Annotated in this window: 19 protein-coding genes; 12 read left to right on the top strand and 7 right to left on the bottom strand. The window is 64.3% G+C overall.

The window, feature by feature from the left end; genetic code table 11:
- The first annotated feature begins 1 nt into the window (after position 1).
- The 3 genes from SUTH_RS15760 to SUTH_RS15750 are packed head-to-tail and all read left to right on the top strand — an operon-like array spanning position 2 to position 3,841.
- Entirely contained in the window at positions 2-1,471 is a 1,470-nt protein-coding gene (locus tag SUTH_RS15760; protein ID WP_052473707.1) for a M17 family metallopeptidase, read from the top strand.
- A 53-nt stretch (positions 1,472-1,524) separates the two neighbouring features.
- Positions 1,525-3,024: a hypothetical protein gene (locus SUTH_RS15755; RefSeq protein ID WP_041100579.1), complete on the top strand. Its 1,500-nt coding sequence runs from the start codon at positions 1,525-1,527 to the stop codon at positions 3,022-3,024.
- A 7-nt stretch (positions 3,025-3,031) separates the two neighbouring features.
- A complete protein-coding gene (locus tag SUTH_RS15750) occupies positions 3,032-3,841 on the top strand; it encodes an ABC transporter ATP-binding protein (RefSeq protein ID WP_041100577.1) in 810 nt (269 codons plus the stop codon).
- 281 nt (positions 3,842-4,122) lie between these two features.
- Here SUTH_RS15750 and mog read toward each other — a convergent pair whose 3' ends face one another.
- Together mog and SUTH_RS15740 are read right to left on the bottom strand one after the other, a co-directional pair.
- The gene (mog, locus tag SUTH_RS15745; protein WP_041100575.1) at positions 4,123-4,710 is read right to left on the bottom strand and encodes a molybdopterin adenylyltransferase; all 588 of its coding nucleotides are present in this window, start codon (positions 4,708-4,710) and stop codon (positions 4,123-4,125) included.
- A 106-nt stretch (positions 4,711-4,816) separates the two neighbouring features.
- Entirely contained in the window at positions 4,817-5,569 is a 753-nt protein-coding gene (locus tag SUTH_RS15740) for a YdcF family protein (protein ID WP_041100573.1), read from the bottom strand.
- Between the two features lie 83 nt (positions 5,570-5,652).
- Here SUTH_RS15740 and SUTH_RS15735 point away from each other — a divergent pair, with 83 nt between their 5' ends.
- The 8 genes from SUTH_RS15735 (at position 5,653) to SUTH_RS15700 (ending at position 12,462) form a co-directional block, all read left to right on the top strand.
- Entirely contained in the window at positions 5,653-6,960 is a 1,308-nt protein-coding gene (locus SUTH_RS15735) for an O-acetylhomoserine aminocarboxypropyltransferase/cysteine synthase family protein (RefSeq protein ID WP_041100571.1), read from the top strand.
- On the top strand, positions 6,957-7,532 hold the full coding sequence (locus SUTH_RS18670) for a DUF2802 domain-containing protein (RefSeq protein WP_084207452.1): 576 nt from the start codon (positions 6,957-6,959) through the stop codon (positions 7,530-7,532). The genes SUTH_RS15735 and SUTH_RS18670 overlap by 4 nt, the downstream gene beginning before the upstream one ends.
- Entirely contained in the window at positions 7,492-8,229 is a 738-nt protein-coding gene (locus SUTH_RS15725) for an SPOR domain-containing protein (protein WP_052473705.1), read from the top strand. Before SUTH_RS18670 ends, SUTH_RS15725 begins: the two co-directional genes overlap by 41 nt.
- Before the next feature lie 17 nt (positions 8,230-8,246).
- Positions 8,247-8,687 carry a flagellar assembly protein FliW gene (fliW, locus tag SUTH_RS15720; RefSeq protein ID WP_041100569.1) on the top strand — a complete coding sequence of 147 codons (441 nt, stop codon included), beginning with the start codon at positions 8,247-8,249 and terminating at the stop codon, positions 8,685-8,687.
- Positions 8,688-8,705: 18 nt separating this feature from the next.
- Complete coding sequence (locus SUTH_RS15715; protein WP_041100567.1) at positions 8,706-9,086, top strand: Rid family detoxifying hydrolase; 381 nt, start codon at positions 8,706-8,708, stop codon at positions 9,084-9,086.
- Positions 9,064-11,154 carry an ATP-dependent DNA helicase RecG gene (recG, locus tag SUTH_RS15710; protein ID WP_052473704.1) on the top strand — a complete coding sequence of 697 codons (2,091 nt, stop codon included), beginning with the start codon at positions 9,064-9,066 and terminating at the stop codon, positions 11,152-11,154. The genes SUTH_RS15715 and recG overlap by 23 nt, the downstream gene beginning before the upstream one ends.
- Before the next feature lie 385 nt (positions 11,155-11,539).
- Entirely contained in the window at positions 11,540-12,055 is a 516-nt protein-coding gene (gene pal, locus SUTH_RS15705; RefSeq protein WP_041100563.1) for a peptidoglycan-associated lipoprotein Pal, read from the top strand.
- Positions 12,004-12,462, top strand: a complete 459-nt coding sequence (locus SUTH_RS15700; protein WP_084207451.1) for an OmpA family protein — start codon at positions 12,004-12,006, stop codon at positions 12,460-12,462. The genes pal and SUTH_RS15700 overlap by 52 nt, the downstream gene beginning before the upstream one ends.
- Here the strand turns inward: SUTH_RS15700 and SUTH_RS15695 are convergent.
- The 5 genes from SUTH_RS15695 to SUTH_RS15675 all read right to left on the bottom strand — a co-directional run bounded on the left by SUTH_RS15695 (position 12,443) and on the right by SUTH_RS15675 (position 17,514).
- Entirely contained in the window at positions 12,443-14,155 is a 1,713-nt protein-coding gene (locus SUTH_RS15695; protein ID WP_041100559.1) for a SulP family inorganic anion transporter, read from the bottom strand. The two genes, SUTH_RS15700 and SUTH_RS15695, sit on opposite strands and share 20 nt — an antisense overlap.
- Positions 14,156-14,170: 15 nt before the next feature.
- On the bottom strand, positions 14,171-15,070 hold the full coding sequence (locus tag SUTH_RS15690) for a tetratricopeptide repeat protein (protein ID WP_084207450.1): 900 nt from the start codon (positions 15,068-15,070) through the stop codon (positions 14,171-14,173).
- A gap of 31 nt (positions 15,071-15,101) precedes the next feature.
- Complete coding sequence (locus SUTH_RS15685; RefSeq protein WP_197539604.1) at positions 15,102-15,470, bottom strand: hypothetical protein; 369 nt, start codon at positions 15,468-15,470, stop codon at positions 15,102-15,104.
- Between the two features lie 77 nt (positions 15,471-15,547).
- Positions 15,548-16,855 (bottom strand): ATP-binding protein, encoded by a 1,308-nt coding sequence (locus SUTH_RS15680; protein ID WP_041100554.1) that lies wholly within the window; start codon positions 16,853-16,855, stop codon positions 15,548-15,550.
- Positions 16,852-17,514 carry a response regulator gene (locus tag SUTH_RS15675; protein ID WP_041100552.1) on the bottom strand — a complete coding sequence of 221 codons (663 nt, stop codon included), beginning with the start codon at positions 17,512-17,514 and terminating at the stop codon, positions 16,852-16,854. Before SUTH_RS15675 ends, SUTH_RS15680 begins: the two co-directional genes overlap by 4 nt.
- Positions 17,515-17,712: 198 nt before the next feature.
- Here SUTH_RS15675 and ubiA point away from each other — a divergent pair, with 198 nt between their 5' ends.
- Positions 17,713-18,591 (top strand): 4-hydroxybenzoate octaprenyltransferase, encoded by an 879-nt coding sequence (gene ubiA, locus SUTH_RS15670; protein ID WP_171817422.1) that lies wholly within the window; start codon positions 17,713-17,715, stop codon positions 18,589-18,591.
- Positions 18,592-18,595 lie beyond the last annotated feature (4 nt).

Raw genomic sequence — 18,595 nt, 5'->3', positions numbered from 1 at the left:
CATGACGCTCCCCCGCATCGCATTGCAGCCCGCACGCCGGTATTCGCAGCTGGATCACGCCACCCACGGCCTCGTCATCCTGCCTGCCGGCGATGCGCTGCCGCCTGATCTGCCGCAGCGGGATCAATGGCTGGCGGTGCTGAAACGCAAGGCGCTGAAGCCGAAGGAACTGGCCAAGACGCCGCTGGTCCTCGATCTGTCCGGCGGCCGGCGGCTTGCGCTGCTGATGGCCGATCCCACGCTGTCCCGTTTCGAACGGCTGACGCGAGTGCGCAAGGCGGTGATGCTGCTGCTTGACGAGACACCGAAGTCCATTGCGATCTGGGTCGCACCGGGCGATGGCATGGACGATGTGGCGCGCGACGCGGCCTATGTGGCGCAGATCAACGGCGTGCCGCTGCCGGTGCGCAAGAAGAAGCCGGCGGTGGCGCTGGCGCAGATCGATCTGTTCTGTGCGCTCAAGCTTTCCGACCTTGCCCCGGTTGTGGCCTTGGCGCGTGCCAACGTGCTGGCGCGCGAACTGACGGCCCTGGCGCCAAACGAATTGACGCCGGCCACCTACCGCAAGCGTATTCGCGGTGTGGCGAAAGATGCCGGCTTGGGCATCGAGGAATTTGATTTCAGGCAACTCAGGAAAATGGGCGCGGGGGCGTTCTGCGCCGTGGCTCAGGGCTCGCACCACGAAGATGCCGCCATCGTGCATCTGTCGTGGAAACCGAAGTCCGCGAAAAAGTCCGTGGCGCTGGTCGGCAAGGGCATCTGCTTCGACACCGGCGGCCACAACCTCAAGCCTGCGCGCTACATGGCCGGCATGCACGAAGACATGAACGGCTCCGCCGTGGCGCTGGCACTGGTCTTGGCCGCGGCCGAGATGAAGCTGCCGGTGGCCATCGACTGCTGGCTGGCGATCGCCCACAACCACCTCTCGCCCGGCGCCTACAAGCAGAACGACATCGTCACGGCGCTGGACGGCACCACCATCGAGGTCGTGCACACCGATGCCGAAGGCCGCATGGTACTGGCCGATACGCTGCTCATGGCGAGCGGCGGCAAGAAGAAGGCTAAGCCCGATCTGGTGATCGATTTCGCCACGCTCACCGGCTCCATGCATGTGGCGCTCGGTGCCCGCTACTCGGGTGCATTTGCCAGCAGCGAAGCCCTGGGTTCGCTGGCGGTGGCCGCCGGGCAGGCCAGCGGGGAACGGATCTGCGTCTTCCCGATGGATGAGGACTACGATCCGGCGCTCGATTCGAAGGTGGCCGATGTCAAGCAGTGCACCCTCGACGGCGAAGCCGACCACATCCTCGCGGCGCGTTTCCTGCAGCGCTTCACCCACGGGCGGCCGTGGCTGCACGTCGATCTTTCGGCGTCCAGTTGCAGCGGCGGCCTCGGCGCCACGGCGTCCGACCTCACCGGCTTTGGTGTCGCCTGGGGCCTGACGCTGCTGGCACAGTGGCTGCCGCGGGAATGACAGCGGGGCCCCGAGCAGCTATGCTAGCGCCCACTCGCCGGTAAAGACCCCTCATGCTCGGATTCTTCTCCAACAAGACCGTTCACCCGCTCGCCGACTCGCGCGAAGCCAAGCGCATCCTCGCCGAGATCGCAAATCCCGGCCGCGGCTCGCTTTCGGCAGTCGAAGATGCGGGCGCCTGGCTCGAATCGCTCGCCGCCGACGAGAGCTTCAAGCTGCCGCAGCGCATCGACCTGGTCCTCCGGATCGACGAAGCCGCCGTGACCCACGCTCGCCGTCTCGGGCGCGACTATCCGGCATCGGTCGGCCTCAGCCGCGTCCAGGAATCGAAGCAGTGGCAGTGTTGCCACGGCTACTGGGAGCAGCTGGTCGCCGCCTATCTCGACTGCATTGCCCGCCATCAGGCGGCGGAAAAGAAGGACGCGGATGCGGTCCGCTCGCAATTGCCGATGATCCATGGTCGGTTGATCAATGCCCTGGCGGCGCAACTCAAGTGGAAGCAGTTCCGCTACGGCCCGGTCGACCCCGGCTTCTGGCAGTCGCTGGGCACTGTCTATCTGGCCGCCGTCGAGGCAAAAACCGCGCAGAAGCCCTTGCAGCTCTATCCCGGCGTCAACGAAGGCACGATCGAGGCCGAATACCTCAAGGTGCTGGTCTTCCATGCCGCATCGATGGACAAGCTGCAGCCGCTGGAAATCGAAATCGCCGAGCGCCTCATCAACTATTTCCTGCCCTTCTTTTCGCTGATCCGGGAAGTCCGGCCGGAGAACGTGTATTGGATCGATGCGGCCAAGCCGCTGCCGCCGACGCGGCTCGCAAAATTGCCGGAAGTGACGCCGACCCTGCGCTTTTTCAACGGCACGCGGGCGGTCGAGGCAGTGGCCAAAACCATCGAGCAGATCCGGAACGAAGGCCGCGTGCCGCCCGGCATCAACCTCGGCGCGCAATACGAAGTCGACCAGGTGATTCCGGTGCTGGAGCATCTGGCGCTGTGCTGGGCGCCCAAACCGCCGATGCGCAGCAATGCCAGGCACCGCATGAGTTCGCAGTTGAAAGTGGTCAATGGGCTGGCCGCGGTGCATCGGCGCCTGTCCGGCCGGGCCGGCGGCGAGGAAGGCCTGGAAACCTGGGTGATCGACGATGTCAGCCTGGGCGGCTTCGGTGCGCAGGCCACCATTTCCCGCCAGGACTGGATCCGCATCGGCGCGCTGGTCGGCATGCAGCCGGAGGGCGGCGACAACTGGCTGATCGGCATCGTCCGTCGTTACGTCCGCACCGGGCCGAACCAGGGTTCGATCGGCATCGAAACCCTGTCGAAAACTCCGCATGCGGTCTTTGCCGATGCCGGCGGCCTGCAGACCGAAGCCTTGCTGCTCGACATCCCCGAGGTCGGCGAGTACGCCCGCATGGCGTTGCCGGCCAATGCGCTCGAGGACAAGGTGGCGCTGCTGTTTCCCCTCGGCGACAAGAACTCGCGCTTGCATCCGCGCGAGACCATCGAATCCGGCGCCGATTTCGTCGTCGCCAATTTCTTCGTGCAGTCGTACAGCTGAGAACGGCATGGAACAGGAATCCGAATACCTGATCGAGATCGAGGATCTCCATTTCTCGTTCGGCGAGAACAAGGTTTTCAACGGCATCAACATGAAGATTGCACGCGGCAAGGTCGTGGCGATCCTCGGTGTCGGCGGCTCGGGCAAGAGCACCCTGCTGCGGTTGATCGGCGGGCAGCTCAAGCCGGATCGCGGCTGCGTCAAGGTCGACGGCCGCGTCGTGCACGAACTCGACCAGGCCGGCCTCTACGATATGCGTCGCAACATGGGGCTGATGTTCCAGGCCGGCGGCCTGTTCAGCGACCTTTCCGTGTACGACAACATCGCTTTTCCGATGCGCGAACTCACCAACCTGTCGGACCAGTTGATCCATAACCTGGTCCTGATGAAACTGCATTCGGTCGGCTTGCGCGGCACCACGCACCTGATGCCCAACGAACTGTCGGGCGGCATGTCGCGGCGGGTGGCACTCGCCCGCGCCATCGCCCTCGATCCGATGCTGACCATGTACGACGAGCCCTTCGCCGGCCTCGACCCGATCTCGCTCAACGTGATCGCGCTGCTGATCCGGCGTTTGAACGATGCATTGAAGGCAACCTCGATCGTGGTCACCTACGATGTCTCGGAATCGCTGAAGGTGGTCGACTATGCCTACCTGCTTCACGATGGCATTGTGCAGGCCGAAGGCACCTCGGAGGATCTGCTGGCCTCCGATGCCCCGTTCGTGGTCCAGTTCCTGCACGCCCATCCCACCGGCCCGGTGGCCTTCCACATGAAAAGCGCGCCCTACACCGAAGACCTGCGGCTTGCCCCTTAGAGCCTATTTCAGTAGGGATCGTACCCCGCGCCGGTTGGCGTTGGGATGCGATGAGAGGCGGAGGGAGCGCCGCAGGGTATATCCCTGCAAACGACCGACAACGTGGCAGCGCGCCCAACGCCAGCCGGCCCTTCGGGTTGAGACCAGGATCGGCGCCTGCGGCGTTGCAGCGCTTGCCAATGGAACAACCATTGGCAAGCGCACTGCGCCTTGCATCCATCCGATCCTGGTCTCAACGCGGGGTACGATCCCTACTGAAATAGGCTCTTAGCCGGGTGCCGTTATTTTGCCGGGCGTAGTGCCGATTTCGGCCGGAAGGCCTTGACCACCGCCTCGTGCGTCTCGACATAGGGCCCGCCGATCAGATCGAGGCAATAGGGCACCGCGGCGAAGATTCCGGCAACGAGCTGCCTGCCTTCCGCGTCCCTGGCGCCTTCCAGCGTCTCCTTGATCGACTTCGGCTGCCCCGGCAGATTGAGGATCAGCGATTTACCGCGTATCACCCCAACCTGTCGCGACAGGATCGCGGTCGGCACGAAGGCCAGCGATATCTGCCGCATCTGCTCGCCGAAGCCGGGCATGACTTTGTGCGCCACGGCCAGTGTGGCCTCCGGCGTGACATCGCGCAGTGCCGGGCCGGTGCCGCCGGTGGTCAGCACCAGGTGGCAGCCGGCCGAATCGCAGAGTTCGATCAGGGTCTGTTCGATGACGGCCTGTTCATCGGGGATCAACCGCGTTTCCATGCGCCAGGGCGAGCTGAGCGCCTGGCCGAACCAGTCGCGCAGCGCGGGAATGCCCTTGTCCTCATAAACGCCGCTGGAGGCGCGGTCGGAGATGGAGACGAGGCCGATCACGAGTTCGTCTTGCATGGTTCCTCCGCAGGGCCGCCCCAAGGAGGAACAGCCGAAACATGGAGCGGGCAAAGCCCGCGAACAATGGTCGCCCCCTGCCTTGGGCAGGGGGATGGGGGGATGGTCATTTTGCTTCCTTGATCCGGTTGTAGAGTTGGCCGAGGTATTCGTGGAGCGCTTCGCGGCTCGCCCCGAGGCCGCCGGGAAGCAATGCCGTCGGCAGCGATGACTCGCCGGAGATGAAGGCCATCGGCGCCGGCGTCACCTCCAGTCCCTGCTTCGCGAACAGCGGAATCGCCCGCGGCAGATGCCAGCCGTTGCTGACCAGGGCGATGCGGCTGATGCCCGCCGCCTTGAGCAGCGGCGCCGAGAGGCTGGCGTTTTCGGTGGTGTCGCGCGAGGCGGTTTCGACCCAGCGCACCTTCACGCCGAAGTCCTGTTCCAGCGTGTCGCGCATCAGTTCGCCCTCGGGCCGCCCACCCGTCGGCGCGCCGCCGGTGACCAGCAGCGGCAGGCGCGATTGGCGCGCCAGCCGGGCGCCGTAGCGCAGGCGTTCCAGCGTGGCGGAGCCCACCGTATCGCCGCCATACTCGGGCGCAAAATACGAACCGCCGCCGAGGATCACGATGGCCTGCGCCCGCTGCAACTGCGCGGCGCTGATCGGCGGGTACTGTTCCAGCGGCGCCATCAAGGCCTTGCCGACGATGGGCATGGAAAGCAGCAACAGGCCGGCGAGCGACAGGATCGCCAGCCACAGGCCGCCGTTCCGCCAGCGCCGACTTTGCGAGCGCATCAGCCAGAGGCCGAGGAAGGCCAGCAGTATCGGCCCGGCGGGCGGCAGGATCAGGGTAGTCAGGAGCTTCTTCAGCAGAAACATGGGGTCAAAGGCGGGGCTGATCGCGTTTTATGGGGGCTGCCCGGGCCACTATTATCAATGTAATTTGCCCTGACCACGATTTCATGACGGATCGCTCCTACGGTATCGAAACGCTCTGCCTGCATGCCGGTGCCCAGCCGGACGCGGCGACAGGCGCGCGGGCGCTGCCGATCCACCAGACCACCTCCTTCGTTTTCGATTCGGCGGAACATGCGGCCAGCCTGTTCAACCTGCAAACCTTCGGCAACGTCTATTCGCGCATCGGCAACCCCACCGTCGCCGCCTTCGAGGAACGCATGGCGGCGCTGGAAGGCGGCCGTGCCGCGGTCGCGGCCGCCACGGGCCTCGCGGCGCAGATGGTGGCGCTGCTGACCCTGTGCGAGGCCGGCGACCGCATTGTCGCGGCGCGCTCGCTCTACGGCGGCAGTTTCTCGCAGCTCGACGTCAGCCTGAGGAAGCTCGGCATCGAGACCGTGTTCGTCGATTCCGACGATCCGGAAAATTTTCGTGCCGCGCTGTCGGACAACACCAAGTGCCTGTTTGCCGAAACGGTGGCCAATCCGCGGCTCAACGTGCTCGACATCGCAGCGGTGGCGGAGATCGCCCATGGGCACGGCGTGCCGCTGATCATCGACAACACCGTGCCTTCGCCCTGCCTGTGCCGGCCGTTCGAACACGGCGCCGACATCATCGTGCACTCGGCGACCAAGTTCCTCGGCGGCCACGGCACCACGCTGGGCGGCGTGGTGATCGAGTCCGGCAAATTCGATTGGGGCAACGGCAAGTTCCCGGGCATGACCGAGCCTTCCGCCGGCTATCACGGCGTCAAGTTTTTCGAAACCTTCGGCAACTTCGGCTTCACCATGAAGGCGCGCATGGAAACCCTGCGCACCTTCGGCCCGGCGCTGTCGCCGTTCTCGGCCTGGCTGCTGATGCAGGGCATCGAAACGCTGCCCTTGCGCATGAAACGCCATTGCGAAAACGCCCTGGCCGTGGCGCGGCATCTGGAGAAGCATCCGCGGGTGGCCTGGGTCAATTACCCCGGGCTGCCCGCCAGCCCCGGCCATGCGCTGGCGCAGCGCTACCTGCATGGCGGCGCGGGCGCCATACTGAGCTTCGGCGTCGATGGCGGCAACCCCGGAGCCAAAGGCGGCGGGCAAGCCGCCGGCGAACGCTTCATCGATGCCCTGCAGTTCTGCTCGCATCTGGCCAACATCGGCGACGCCAAGACGCTGGTGATCCATCCGGCATCGACCACGCATCGGCAGCTGAGCGAGGCGGATCAGCGGGCTTCCGGCGTGACCCCGGACATGGTGCGCCTCTCGGTCGGCCTCGAAACCCTTGATGACATCCTGTGGGACATCGACCAGGCCCTGGAGCGCAGCGCATGATGGACCTCGACTTCATCACCGGCATTGGCTGGCGCGACGTCGTGCTGGTGCTGGCGGCGATGGTCGGCGTCTATCTGGTGTTGTCCCTGATGCGCCTGTTCCAGGTGGTCGGCAAGCGCCGTGACGGCGAGAAGCGGGAAGCCAAACGCAGGCTTTCCGGTTGGGAAATCTATCCGCCCCAGGAGGCGCGGGTGACGCCGCAGGTTCCGCCGTCCGTGCCGGTGGCGTCCGAACCGGATTTTGCCCGCGAATTGGCAAAGTCGAACACCGAGGTCGAACTCGAGCGCTTGCGGCGCGAAAGCGCGCAGCTGCGCGAGGAAGTGGCGCGCCTGGCGGAGGAGATCGCCTTGCTCAAGGCGACGCGCAACGTGTCGCCGCTGTACAACGAGGCAATGACGCTGGCCCAGCAAGGCATGCCGGCTGCCGGAATAGCCGGTCACTGCGGCATTTCGATCGGCGAAGCGGAACTGGTGGCTTCGCTGGCACGCAGCGGATCTGAATTTGAGCGTCAAGAACGAGGCGAGGAACGCGATGAACGACACACCGATACCGGAAACCGATTCCACGGCTGACGACGCCCTCAAGCGGCGGCTTCTCAATCGCATTGCCATCGCCGCCGTGATGGTGGTGGGCCTCTTGGGCAGCCTGGCGATGTTCGACGCCATCTACGCGCCAAGCCATCCGGTGGCGACCAAGGTGGCTGCCTTGCCACCCCGGCAGGAAACACCTCCCGCCGCGGAACCCGCTGCCGTGGCCGAAGCCAAGCCAGGGGAGCCCGCGGCCGAAACGAAGCCCGAGTCCGCGGAAATCGGCAAAGCCGAAGAAAAAGCGGTGCCGGAAGGAACGGCTTCGCCCGGCGCGCCGCCGCTGCTGCCGCTGCCACCCGAAAAGCCCTTGACCAAGCCGGCCACCAGCAAACCGGCGTCGATTCGGCCCTCCGAACCGGTGCCGCCGGCCGTTTCGCCCGCCGCGCGGCCGGAGCCGGCGCGCGAACTGGCGCAATCGCATGCCGCGCCGCGCCGCGCTGCTCCCTTGCGTCCGCTCACGCAAGCCGTCGAACGCCAGTATGCAGTGCAGATGGGCGTGTTCAGCAACGTGGCCAATGCCGAGGATTTGCGCGCGAAGCTGGAGCTCCACGGCATCCCCTCCACCATCGAGGCACGCGTGCATGCCGGTCCCTTTGCGACCAGGGAAGAAGCCAGTGCCGCCCGCGCCAAGCTGAAGGAACTGGGGCTTGACGGCGGCTTGCTGGTGACCATGAAGAAGTAAGCGGAGAGGACAACGCCATGAAAATTGAAAGCCCGCGTTTCGGCACACTGGTCGTGGAACCGTCGCGCATCATCGAGTTTCCGCGCGGACTGGTCGGCCTCGAAGACTGCAAGCGCTTCACCCTCTTCCACCCGGAAGGAGACAATCCAAGCTATTTCATCCTGCAGTCGCTGGATGATGCGGAGCTCGCCTTCCACATCGCCGACCCGGCGCAGTTCGGCTTCGCCCACGAAATCACCCTGTCGGACGAGGAGGCCGCCGACCTTCAGCTCACCGACTCCGATCGCGACATTGCCAACCCCGTCGCCCATCTCGTGGTGGTGGTGATGCTGAGCAAGGATGGGCCGAACCAGCCGGTGCGCGCCAACCTCAACGCTCCCCTGATCATCAATCTCGACACCCGGCGCGGCCTGCAACATGTGTTTGCCCGCCTCGATTACAAAGTCGCCCCTGTCTGACCCGGAGAAGCCATGACCATGAGCCGCAAGATCATTTCCACTTCCGCCGCCCCCGCCGCGATCGGCACCTATTCACAGGCTGTGCAGGCCGGCAACACGATCTACCTGTCGGGCCAGATCGGCCTCGATCCGGCCAGCATGACGATGGTCGACGGCATCGACGCGCAGATCGTGCGCGTCTTCGAAAACCTCAAGGCGGTCGCCGCCGCCGCCGGGGTGACCCTGAACGATGCGGTGAAGTTCAACATCTACCTGACCGACCTGGCCAACTTCGCCAAGGTGAACGAAACCATGGCGAAGTACGTCAGCGAGCCCTATCCGGCGCGCGCCGCGGTGGGCGTCAAGGAACTGCCGCGCGGCGCCCTGGTCGAGGCGGATGCCGTGCTCGTCCTTGGCTAAAACACCCGCCGCCGGCCCCAACACGCTGGCGGCACGGCTGGCCCGGCTGGGCCTGAAGAACGACGCCGACTTCGTCCTCCATCTGCCGCTGCGCTACGAGGACGAAACCCGCATCACGGCGCTCGCCGATGCCCGGCCCGGCGTCGCCGCGCAGTTCGAAGTCGATGTCCTCGACAGCGAGATCGCCTACCGGCCGCGTCGCCAGTTGCTGGCGCGGGTCAGGGACGCCAGCGGCGCGTTGCTGCTGAGATTCCTGAACTTTTATCCGAGCCAGCAAAAGGCCTTGCAGCCGGGCGCCCGCCTGCGGATTTTCGGCGAGCTGCACGAGGGCTATCTCGGCCCGGAAATCATCCATCCCCGTTTCCATGTCGTCGGCGCGGACGAGCCGCTGCCGGAACGCCTGACGCCGGTCTATCCGACCACGGCCGGTCTCGGCCAGTCCACGCTGCGGCGCCTGGTCGAAAAGGCGCTGGTGCGCGCCGACCTCGGCGACACGCTGGCGCCCGAACTGCGCGAGAAGTTGAACCTGCCCGAATTTTCCGCCGTCATCCGGTTGCTGCACACGCCGCCGCCGGAGATGTCGCAGGCGGTGCTGGAATCGCGCGAGCATCCCGCCTGGCGCCGCGTGCAGTTCGACGAACTGCTGGCGCAACAGCTCAGCCTGCGCCGCGCCTACACCGCCCGCCGGGCGCGCGGCGCACCGCGACTGAAGCCGACGGCGAAGCTGACCGACGCCTTGCTGAAATCCCTGCCATTCCGCCTGACCAAGGCGCAGCAACGCGCCTGGCGCGAGATTGCCGCCGACCTGGCCCAGCCGCATCCGATGCAGCGCCTGTTGCAGGGCGATGTCGGCAGCGGCAAGACCGTGGTCGCCGCGCTGGCCATGCTGCACGCGGTCGAAGCCGGCTATCAGACGGCCCTCATGGCGCCGACGGAAATCCTCGCCGAGCAGCATTACCGCAAGCTGGCGGCATGGCTCGAACCGCTCGGCCTCGAAGTCGCCTGGCTCACCGGCAGCCTGAAGAAGCGCGAGAAGGAAGCGGCGATCGCGAAAGTCGGCGCTGGCGATACGGCGATTATTGTCGGCACGCACGCCCTGATCGAAGACAAGGTCGAGTTCGCCCGCCTCGGCCTCGCCATTGTCGACGAGCAGCACCGTTTCGGCGTGCGCCAGCGCCTGGCGCTGAAGGAGAAGGGCCTCTTCGCGCACCAGCTGGCGATGTCGGCGACACCGATTCCGCGCACCCTGGCCATGAGCTATTACGCCGACCTCGATGTCTCGGTGCTCGACGAGCTGCCGCCCGGCCGCAGCCCGGTCACCACCAAGCTGGTATCGGAAGCCCGCCGCGACCAGGTCGTGGCGCGGGTGCATGAGGCCTGCCGCGCCGGGGGCCAGGCCTACTGGGTCTGTCCGCTGATCGAGGAAAACGGAGTTTCGGCGGAGGCTAACGTTAAGCGCAGCGGCCGGAGCGAAAACGCCGTTTTGCAACTTAAAACCGCCGAGGAAACTTATGCCCGTCTCGCGGCCGACCTGCCGGACCTGAAAGTCGGCCTCGTCCATGGCCGCCTCAAGGCCGCCGAGAAAGCGGCGGTGATGGCCGCTTTCTTCGCCAACGAGATTCAGGTGCTGGTGGCGACCACCGTGATCGAAGTCGGTGTCGACGTACCCAACGCCAGCCTGATGGTGATCGAACACGCCGAGCGTTTCGGCCTCGCGCAACTGCATCAGTTGCGCGGCCGCGTCGGGCGCGGCGCGGTGCAGTCGGCCTGCATCCTGCTCTACGCCCAGCCGCTGGGCGAACTGGCGCGGGCGCGGCTGAAAGTCATTTTCGAGTCCACCGATGGCTTCGAGATCGCCCGCGAGGACCTGCGCCTGCGCGGCCCCGGCGAATTCATCGGCGCGCGCCAAAGCGGCCTGCCATTGCTGCGCTATGCCGATCTGGAAGACGAAGCACTGGTGGAGCAGGCGCGCGCCGTGGCGGAAGACCTGCTGCGCGACGCGCCGCAACACGCCGAGGCGCATCTGCAGCGCTGGCTGGGTGGCCGCGAGGAACTGCTCAAGGCCTGATGGCCCGGAGTCATCTGGCGCTGTTCGCCATCCGACCTCTCGGCAGTTTGCCTGGAATAAAAAGCAGCGGATCTGCAGCCGCTGGAAAGGTGGCCAGGGAGTAGCCACCAAAGGGAAGCGTCTCCTCCTCCCCCGTTGTCTGATTTGTACACCAAGCTCGCAGGACCATGTCTCTTGCGTCACAGTGCTTCTGAAAGCGATGTTGGGCAAATTGTCGGTGGCGAATACTTAAGACAGACTTAAGAGTCATGGATGCAATCGGTGCGCATGAATTGCTGCAGCAGGACGCGTTGAGGCGCCGCCCCGATAGTCGCCGCGGACGCCCTTTAAGTCTTTCTTAAGTGTTCCCTGCCGACAATCCGTGCTGGTCACCCTCAGGAGTTCCATGATGCAGAAGCTGCCAGCCTTTCTTTTCCTTCCCGTTCTGCTTGCCGGGTGCAGCTCGACACCTCCGGTGGCGGCAACCTCGCCAGCCCCCAAACAAGATCAGCCGGCGGAATCAAGGCAGGTATCCGCCGCGGCCAAACCAGTGATCCCGGCACTGAACGACCTGGCTGATGATCGGGCCAAACGCAGCGTGTATTTCTCCTATGACAACTTTATCGTGGACGAAAAGTATAAGCAGATGCTCCGCGCTCATGCCAGCTATCTCACGCACAATCCGGCGTCACACATCACTCTCCAGGGCAATGCGGATGAGCGCGGCAGCAGCGAATACAACCTCGCGCTGGGTCAGAAGCGTGCCGAGGCCGTGCGCAAGTCGCTGACCCTGCATGGTGTTCCCGATAGGCAGATTGAGGCTGTCAGCTTCGGCAAGGAGCGGCCTGCGGCCACGTGTCACGAGGAAAAATGCTGGCAGGAAAACCGCCGGACCGACATTGCCTATCCCTCAGTCCATTGATGTCGCCTTTAGTGCGGTGCCTGTTGAATGCCGGGCTTGGTCTGCTGCTGACAACCGGCGGGGTTCTTGCAGCCGACCGGCCAAGCCCGGATGTCGTCATAGTATTTTCACCCGGAGAAGACAGTGTTGCGGCGGCAGATCTGCCGACACTCGAACAGCTGTCAGCCGATGCGAAATCCGGCGAGGGCAAATGGATCAGTCTTGAGGCCTATGCCGATGACCAGGGAAGCCGCGAACTCAATCTCGCCCTGGCCCAACGCCGCGTCGATGACGTCAGCCATCATCTGGTATCGCTGGGTTTCCCCGCCAACCGGATTCGCGGGACGAGCTATGGCGATGAACACATGGATCGCAACGATTTGCCAATGCGCCGCGTTGAAATCCGCATCAAGCGGCTGCGCCACTAGCCCTGTCCATGTCGAGCCGGGATAGCAGCGCGTTCAACGCCGCGTCCTCGGAACCGAAGATGTTCGCCTCGCCGACCTCCGCGGCGAGGCCAGTGCGCTCGATAACGTCGAGAACCTGCCGTTTGGTGTTGCTGAACGCCAGCGTGATCCCGCATTCGTGCAGGCGGCGAACCAGTCGGCGCAGCATTTCGATGGCCGACGCATCGATATGATTGATGCCGCTTGCTGCCACCAGGATGTATTCGAGTTGCGGGTTCTCTCGCTCCAGCTTCAGGATTGCATCCTCGAAGAATGAGACATTGGCGAAAAAAAGTGTCGCGTCGAAACGCAGCGCCGCAATCTTCGGATGCAGCACGGGCAAGCCGTCATGCCCGGCGTCAAGCAGCGTTCCGTCGGCACGGCGCCCGAGCAGAACAACCCGTGGCGACATGCGACTATAAATGAATGCACAGAGCGAGAAGATGATTCCGGTCAGAATTCCGTTCTGGATATTGGGCGCGAAGACCAGGGTGGCGAAAAAGGTTAGCGCTGCGGCGATGCCGTCGTCGCGGCCGGCCTGCCAGGCATGACGCAAGGCGGAAAGGTCGATCAGGTTGGCCACCGCAAGGACGATCATGGCTGCCAGTGCGGGCTTTGGCAGGTGGTACAGCAGCGGCGTGAAATACAGCAGCGTGATCAGGACGAATCCGGCGGCCACCAGCGACGAAAATCCGGTTTTCGCATTTGATGCCAGGTTTAGTGCCGAACGGGAAAACGAACCGCTGACCGGCATCGAGTGGCAAAAGGCCGCCACCACCTTGGCCAGGCCCTGGCCGATCAGTTCCTGGTTCTCGTCCCAGCCGGTTCGCGTCTTGAGGGCAATCACCTTGGAGCTCGACATTGCCTCCATGAAGCTGATCAGGGCGATGACGAAAGCAGCCGGCAACAGCGCCATGGTCGCGCGCCAGCTCATCGCAGGCGCCGAAATGCTCGGCAATCCAGTGGGAATCACGCCGACGACGCTGCCGCCATGCTCGGCGAAGCTGGTGCTGTAACTCAGTCCGGTGAGGATCATGACCATGATCAGCACGCCGGGGAGCTGGGGGGTCAGGCGCCTGAAGCCATACAGCAGAAGCATGGCGAACAGGCCAAATGCCAGGGACATTCCATGCAGCGCCTCCGGCTTCGACAGGACATGCCAGATATCGACAAGGAAATGGTCGGTCTGCGGCACGGCAATGCCGGTCAGCGCGGAAAGCTGGGAAAGGGCGATGATCAGCGCGGCGGCGTTGATGAAGCCCATCAACACGGGGTGCGACAGCAGATTCAGCAGTACTCCGGCGCGGGCCAGGCCGAAGCCGATCTGGAATAGTCCCGAAAGCAGTGCCAGCAGGGTCACGTAGGAGACGAATTCCGCCGTGCCCGGTGGCGTGATATGGCTTACGCTGGCGGCCGTCAGCAACGAGGTCATTGCCACCGGGCCTGTCGACAGGAGAGCCGACGAGCCGAACAGTACGGCCACAATCGACGGAATGAACGCGGCATAGAGCCCGTAATAGGCGGGCACACCTGCCAGCTGGGCATAGGCCAGGGATTGCGGAATTGCCAGCAGGGAGACGGCGACTCCGGCAAAGAAGTCGTGCGACAGGGACCTGCCGTCGACGCGTGGCCAGTTGAGGAAGGGCAGCAGTTGCTTGACAAGGTTGGCGGTCATGGCGCTCGGTTCGGGTCAGTTGGAGTGCGTGGACGGGGCGGTGTTGGTCCGGGCGGTCGATCGCGCGGACGCTGCCGGATCCCGTCTCAAGCCATCAAGGCTTGCGGCATAAACCTGCTCCAGCGTCGTCATCGCCATCGGATGCCCGCCAGCGGCGGCGCGCCGATACCAGCCAAGCGCCGCCGCGACATCTTTCCTGGCGCCGCCGGTTCCGCTCTCGTAATGGCGTGCCAGTTGATATTCGGCTTCAAGATCGCCATCCTCCGCGAGCTTTTTCAAATCAGGCGCTCGGTTGTGCCAGCTTTCGTCAATCTGGTAACCGATACTCCTGATCATGTTCAGGAGCAGAGCCGCACTCTCATATCCCTGTCGCGCGGCCTTTTCGAACCATGTGCGCGCGGCGGCGTTTTCCACCTCGGCATCGCCACCGTAGCGATTGATCCTGTCCAGCAGGTAGTGCGCCTCAGTGCTTCCCTCGGCTGCCGCCCGGCGGAACCAGTGGGCGGCCAGGTCGCTGTTCTTGCCGACGCCGATGCCTTCCTGATACATCCTGCCGACCTTTACCTGCGCCGGGACTTCGCCACGCAGGGCGGCCTTGATGCGCCAGTCAAAGGCCAGTTTTGCGTTGGGCGGGATTCCGAGTCCCTGCTCATAAAGGTCGCCCAGCCTTGTCTCGGCATAGGCGTTGCCCTGGATCGCTGCCTGCTCGAACCAGTAGGCAGCCCTGGCCGGATCGCGTGCCAGTCCGCCGTCACCATTAAGGCAGGCGACGGCCAGCAGGACCTGGGAGGCGGCACTTCCTCGTTCAGCGGCCGAAGCGACCAGCGCCAGATCCTCCGAGCTGAGCGCCCAGCACCGGCTAGCGCACAGGGCCATGACCAAGGGCATCGCTATCCAGGCGAATTCCCTTCTCATGGCCTGCTTCCGATTTCCTCGCTATGGCCGATCATAGGTCGATGGCGAAGGCAATTACCACTGCAACAACCGCGCACAGCGAAAGACCCAGAAGGAACAGTTTTTCTGCCCAGGTCTCGATGTGGTCGGTGTTGGCTGCAATCCGTATGGCGACGAAAGAGAGCACAGCGCTGACGAGGAAAATCACGCTGTCGATGGCCAGCATCTTGTCGATGATGACGCCCAGCCTGCCGGAACTCGATAGACGCCCGATCGAGAGTACCGTCATGCAGACGCCGACCATGGTGGCTGCAGTCGGCAGAATATGCGCCGAAAGACCGATTCGGGCCATCGTCGAAATTGTCCGCGGCAATGCGGCGGCGAGCTGTCTCGTCGTTGCCCCGTCTGGCATCTTCGACATTACGAAAACCTCCTGCAAACAAATCGACGCCGTGACGTCAATGTTTGCAGCTTAGGGGGCTCTGACTTAAGGCTGACTTAAATCGGAGGGAAGCGCACGCTGACCTGCAGTCCACCAAGCAGTGAGTCGCCCAGCTCTACCTTGGCGTCATGCCGGTCGGCAATTACCTTCACGATTGCAAGTCCCAGCCCGCTTCCTGGTTCGGCGGATTCGGCGCGCCGGTAGAAGCGATTGAACACCCGCTCCCGCTCATCTTCTGGGATGCCCGGACCACTGTCGGTTACCGTGAGCAGCGGCTGGCCGTCCTCGATGGCAACACCGATGTCAACGCGGCCGGGTCCCGGCGTATAGCGAATGGCGTTTTCCACCAGATTGGCGATAAGCGTCCGCAGGGCTGCGGCATCACCGTTGGCGGGAGCGCTGGCGACACTCTTTTCAAGCCCGAGGTCGATGCCGCGCGATTCCGCCAGCACCTGGTGGTCAGCCACCGCCATTCTGGCGAGACCGACAAGGTCGATCCGGGTCATCGCTTGCGAGGCGTCGCCGTCTGGCTCCTCGCGTGCCAGTGTCAGGAGTTGCTGCACGACATGGCTTGCGCGGATCAGGCCGCGCTTCAGGTCGGCAACGGCGATGATGCGGTCGGCATCATTTCCGGCACGCTCGATCAGCGTTGCCTGAAGTTGCAGGGCAGTCAACGGCGTGCGCATCTCGTGTGCGGCGTCGGCGATGAAGGCTCGCTGCGCGTCAAGCGAAACGCGATGTCGTTTCAGCAGATCGTTGAGCGCCACGATCAGCGGTTGTGCCTCGACCGGCACGCCGTCCAGGTTCAGCGGTTCGAGCTCCGTGGCACTGCGGGACTTTACTTCGCGGGCGATGCGGTCGAGTTGCGCCAGGCCGATGCCAACCGTCCACCAGATTAGCGCGCCAAGTACTGGCAGAAGCGCCAAAAACGGGATCACGGTACGTAATGCCGCCGCCGCCGCAGCTTCCTTGCGCAATCGCGTAGGCTGCGCCACCTGCACTATCTGGTCAGCGAGCTGGATCGCATAGATCCGCCAGCGGCCATCATCCGTGTCGACAGTGGAAAAGCCTGGCTGTGCCGGGCCGGGCAGGCTTGCATGCTGATGCGAGGCGTAAAGCCGGCTGCCGTCGCGGGTAAATACCTGTATGACGAAGTCGAGTTGATCATCGACTGCCGGAAGCTGTGCCGCGCTTTGCGGCGCATGGTCGCGCAGCGATAGTGCGATCTGCTTCAGATGGTAGTCGAAGACCGAATCGACCTCGGCGCGCGCCAGCCTGTAGCTGCCGTAGGCGGCAGCCAGCACGGCGACCGCGATGGTGGCGAGCAGTGCAACGATGAGCTGACGCCGTATCGAGGGAGTCATGGCTGCCGCGGCACAAGATAACCCACTCCACGCAGGTTCCTGATCCACTCGGCGCCTAGCTTGCGGCGCAGGGAATGGATATATACCTCTACGGCATTGCTCTCCACCTCTTCGTTCCAGCCGTAGATGCTTTCCTCCAGCTGAGCACGGGAAAGTGGCACGCCGGGTTGTTCGAGGAGCGCACTGAGAATGGAAAATTCGCGTGCCGACAAGGCCACCGGTGCTCCGGCGAGGAAGACCTCATGGCTCGCCAGATTTACCCGCAGGTCACCGATCAGGACCTCCGGTTCGGACCGTCCCGACTGACGGCGCATCAATGCACGAATGCGTGCCGAAAGCTCCTCGAAATCGAAGGGCTTGACGAGGTAGTCGTCGGCACCGGCGTCAAGACCTCTGACACGGTCACTTATTGCATCGCGCGCGGTAAGGACTAACACCGGAACCCGGTTTTGCCTGCGGCGCAGATCGTCCAGGAGGCGGATGCCGTCCTTGCGCGGCAGCCCCAGATCCAGCAGCACTAGGTCGTAGCCGTGATCCGCCAGGGCGCGCTCGGCGGCAACGCCATCCCGCACCCAGTCCACAGCATAGCCGTCCTGGCGCAATCCGCGCTGGACGCTTTCACCAATCATCTGGTCATCTTCGGCAAGCAGAAGGCGCATTGGACCATGGTGGCGCAACCAGTCTTAAGCCATCCTTAAATAAAACGGGAAGCGCGTTTCATGAAATTGCCTGATCTTACCCGCCGATCACAATATCGCCGACTTTCGCTTGTCCGTGGCTTGTCCCAGGGACATGCCTCGCTGGGCTGCCGCGGCGACTGCCGGTAAAATCGGCGCATGACCTTCGCCGAATCTCTCATAAAACTAAGGCAACGCCTCGACCTCTACGAAAAGCTGATGCGGCTGGACAAGCCGATCGGCACGCTGCTGCTGCTGTGGCCGACGCTCTGGGCGCTGTGGATTGCGACCAGTGGGCGGCCGCACTGGCTGCTGGTCTGGATTTTCGCGCTGGGTACGCTCTTGATGCGTTCCGCCGGTTGCGTGATCAACGACTATGCCGACCGCGATTTCGATCCGCATGTTGAGCGCACCAGGAACCGGCCGCTGGCGGCGCGCGCGGTGTCCGTCCGCGAGGCGCTGATACTGGCCGCGGTGCTGGCGTTCTGCGCCTTCCTGCTGGTGCTGCCGATCTTCCGCCAGGTCTGGTGGCTGGCGCTGATCGCGCTGTTCCTTGCTGCCAGCTATCCCTTCACCAAGCGCTTCTTCTTCCTGCCGCAGGCTTACCTCGGCGTGGCGTTCGGCTTCGGCATCCCGATGGCATTCGCCGCCGTGACCGGCGAAGTCGGCATGATCGGCTGGACGATGCTGGTCGCCAACATTTTCTGGGCGCTGGCCTACGATACCGAATACGCCATGGTCGATCGCGAGGATGACCTCAAGATCGGCATCCGCACGGCCGCCATCACCTTCGGCCGCTTCGACGTCGTGGCGGTGATGCTCTGCTACGCGGCCACGCTTGGCATCCTGGCGGCGGTCGGCTGGCAGTTGCATTTCGGCGCCCCGTATTACGCCGGCCTGGTCGCCGCCGCCGCGCTGGCGGGCTATCACTACACCCTGATCCGGAAGCGCAATCGCGAAGGCTGCTTCGCCGCCTTCCGCCACAACAACTGGTTCGGCGCGGCGATCTTCGCCGGCATCGTCGCCGAGCTCAATCTGCAGCCGTGGCTGGCCGGCTGATGAT

Origin of the sequence: Sulfuritalea hydrogenivorans sk43H (assembly GCF_000828635.1) — a bacterium.
Classification (GTDB): Bacteria; Pseudomonadota; Gammaproteobacteria; order Burkholderiales; family Rhodocyclaceae; genus Sulfuritalea; species Sulfuritalea hydrogenivorans.
The sequence above is the reverse complement of the archived record's forward strand: the minus strand, read 5'-3'. Positions and strand labels throughout refer to the sequence as shown.

Bases quoted from the DNA above. Each gene is read 5' to 3' on its own strand.
- SUTH_RS15760 (WP_052473707.1), top strand. From the start codon at position 2: ATGACGCTCCCCCGCATCGCATTGCAGCCCGCACGCCGGTATTCGCAG.
- SUTH_RS15755 (WP_041100579.1), top strand. From the start codon at position 1,525: ATGCTCGGATTCTTCTCCAACAAGACCGTTCACCCGCTCGCCGACTCG.
- SUTH_RS15750 (WP_041100577.1), top strand. From the start codon at position 3,032: ATGGAACAGGAATCCGAATACCTGATCGAGATCGAGGATCTCCATTTC.
- mog (WP_041100575.1), bottom strand. From the start codon at position 4,710: ATGCAAGACGAACTCGTGATCGGCCTCGTCTCCATCTCCGACCGCGCC.
- SUTH_RS15740 (WP_041100573.1), bottom strand. From the start codon at position 5,569: ATGTTTCTGCTGAAGAAGCTCCTGACTACCCTGATCCTGCCGCCCGCC.
- SUTH_RS15735 (WP_041100571.1), top strand. From the start codon at position 5,653: ATGACGGATCGCTCCTACGGTATCGAAACGCTCTGCCTGCATGCCGGT.
- SUTH_RS18670 (WP_084207452.1), top strand. From the start codon at position 6,957: ATGATGGACCTCGACTTCATCACCGGCATTGGCTGGCGCGACGTCGTG.
- SUTH_RS15725 (WP_052473705.1), top strand. From the start codon at position 7,492: ATGAACGACACACCGATACCGGAAACCGATTCCACGGCTGACGACGCC.
- fliW (WP_041100569.1), top strand. From the start codon at position 8,247: ATGAAAATTGAAAGCCCGCGTTTCGGCACACTGGTCGTGGAACCGTCG.
- SUTH_RS15715 (WP_041100567.1), top strand. From the start codon at position 8,706: ATGAGCCGCAAGATCATTTCCACTTCCGCCGCCCCCGCCGCGATCGGC.
- recG (WP_052473704.1), top strand. From the start codon at position 9,064: ATGCCGTGCTCGTCCTTGGCTAAAACACCCGCCGCCGGCCCCAACACG.
- pal (WP_041100563.1), top strand. From the start codon at position 11,540: ATGATGCAGAAGCTGCCAGCCTTTCTTTTCCTTCCCGTTCTGCTTGCC.
- SUTH_RS15700 (WP_084207451.1), top strand. From the start codon at position 12,004: ATGCTGGCAGGAAAACCGCCGGACCGACATTGCCTATCCCTCAGTCCA.
- SUTH_RS15695 (WP_041100559.1), bottom strand. From the start codon at position 14,155: ATGACCGCCAACCTTGTCAAGCAACTGCTGCCCTTCCTCAACTGGCCA.
- SUTH_RS15690 (WP_084207450.1), bottom strand. From the start codon at position 15,070: ATGAGAAGGGAATTCGCCTGGATAGCGATGCCCTTGGTCATGGCCCTG.
- SUTH_RS15685 (WP_197539604.1), bottom strand. From the start codon at position 15,470: ATGTCGAAGATGCCAGACGGGGCAACGACGAGACAGCTCGCCGCCGCA.
- SUTH_RS15680 (WP_041100554.1), bottom strand. From the start codon at position 16,855: ATGACTCCCTCGATACGGCGTCAGCTCATCGTTGCACTGCTCGCCACC.
- SUTH_RS15675 (WP_041100552.1), bottom strand. From the start codon at position 17,514: ATGCGCCTTCTGCTTGCCGAAGATGACCAGATGATTGGTGAAAGCGTC.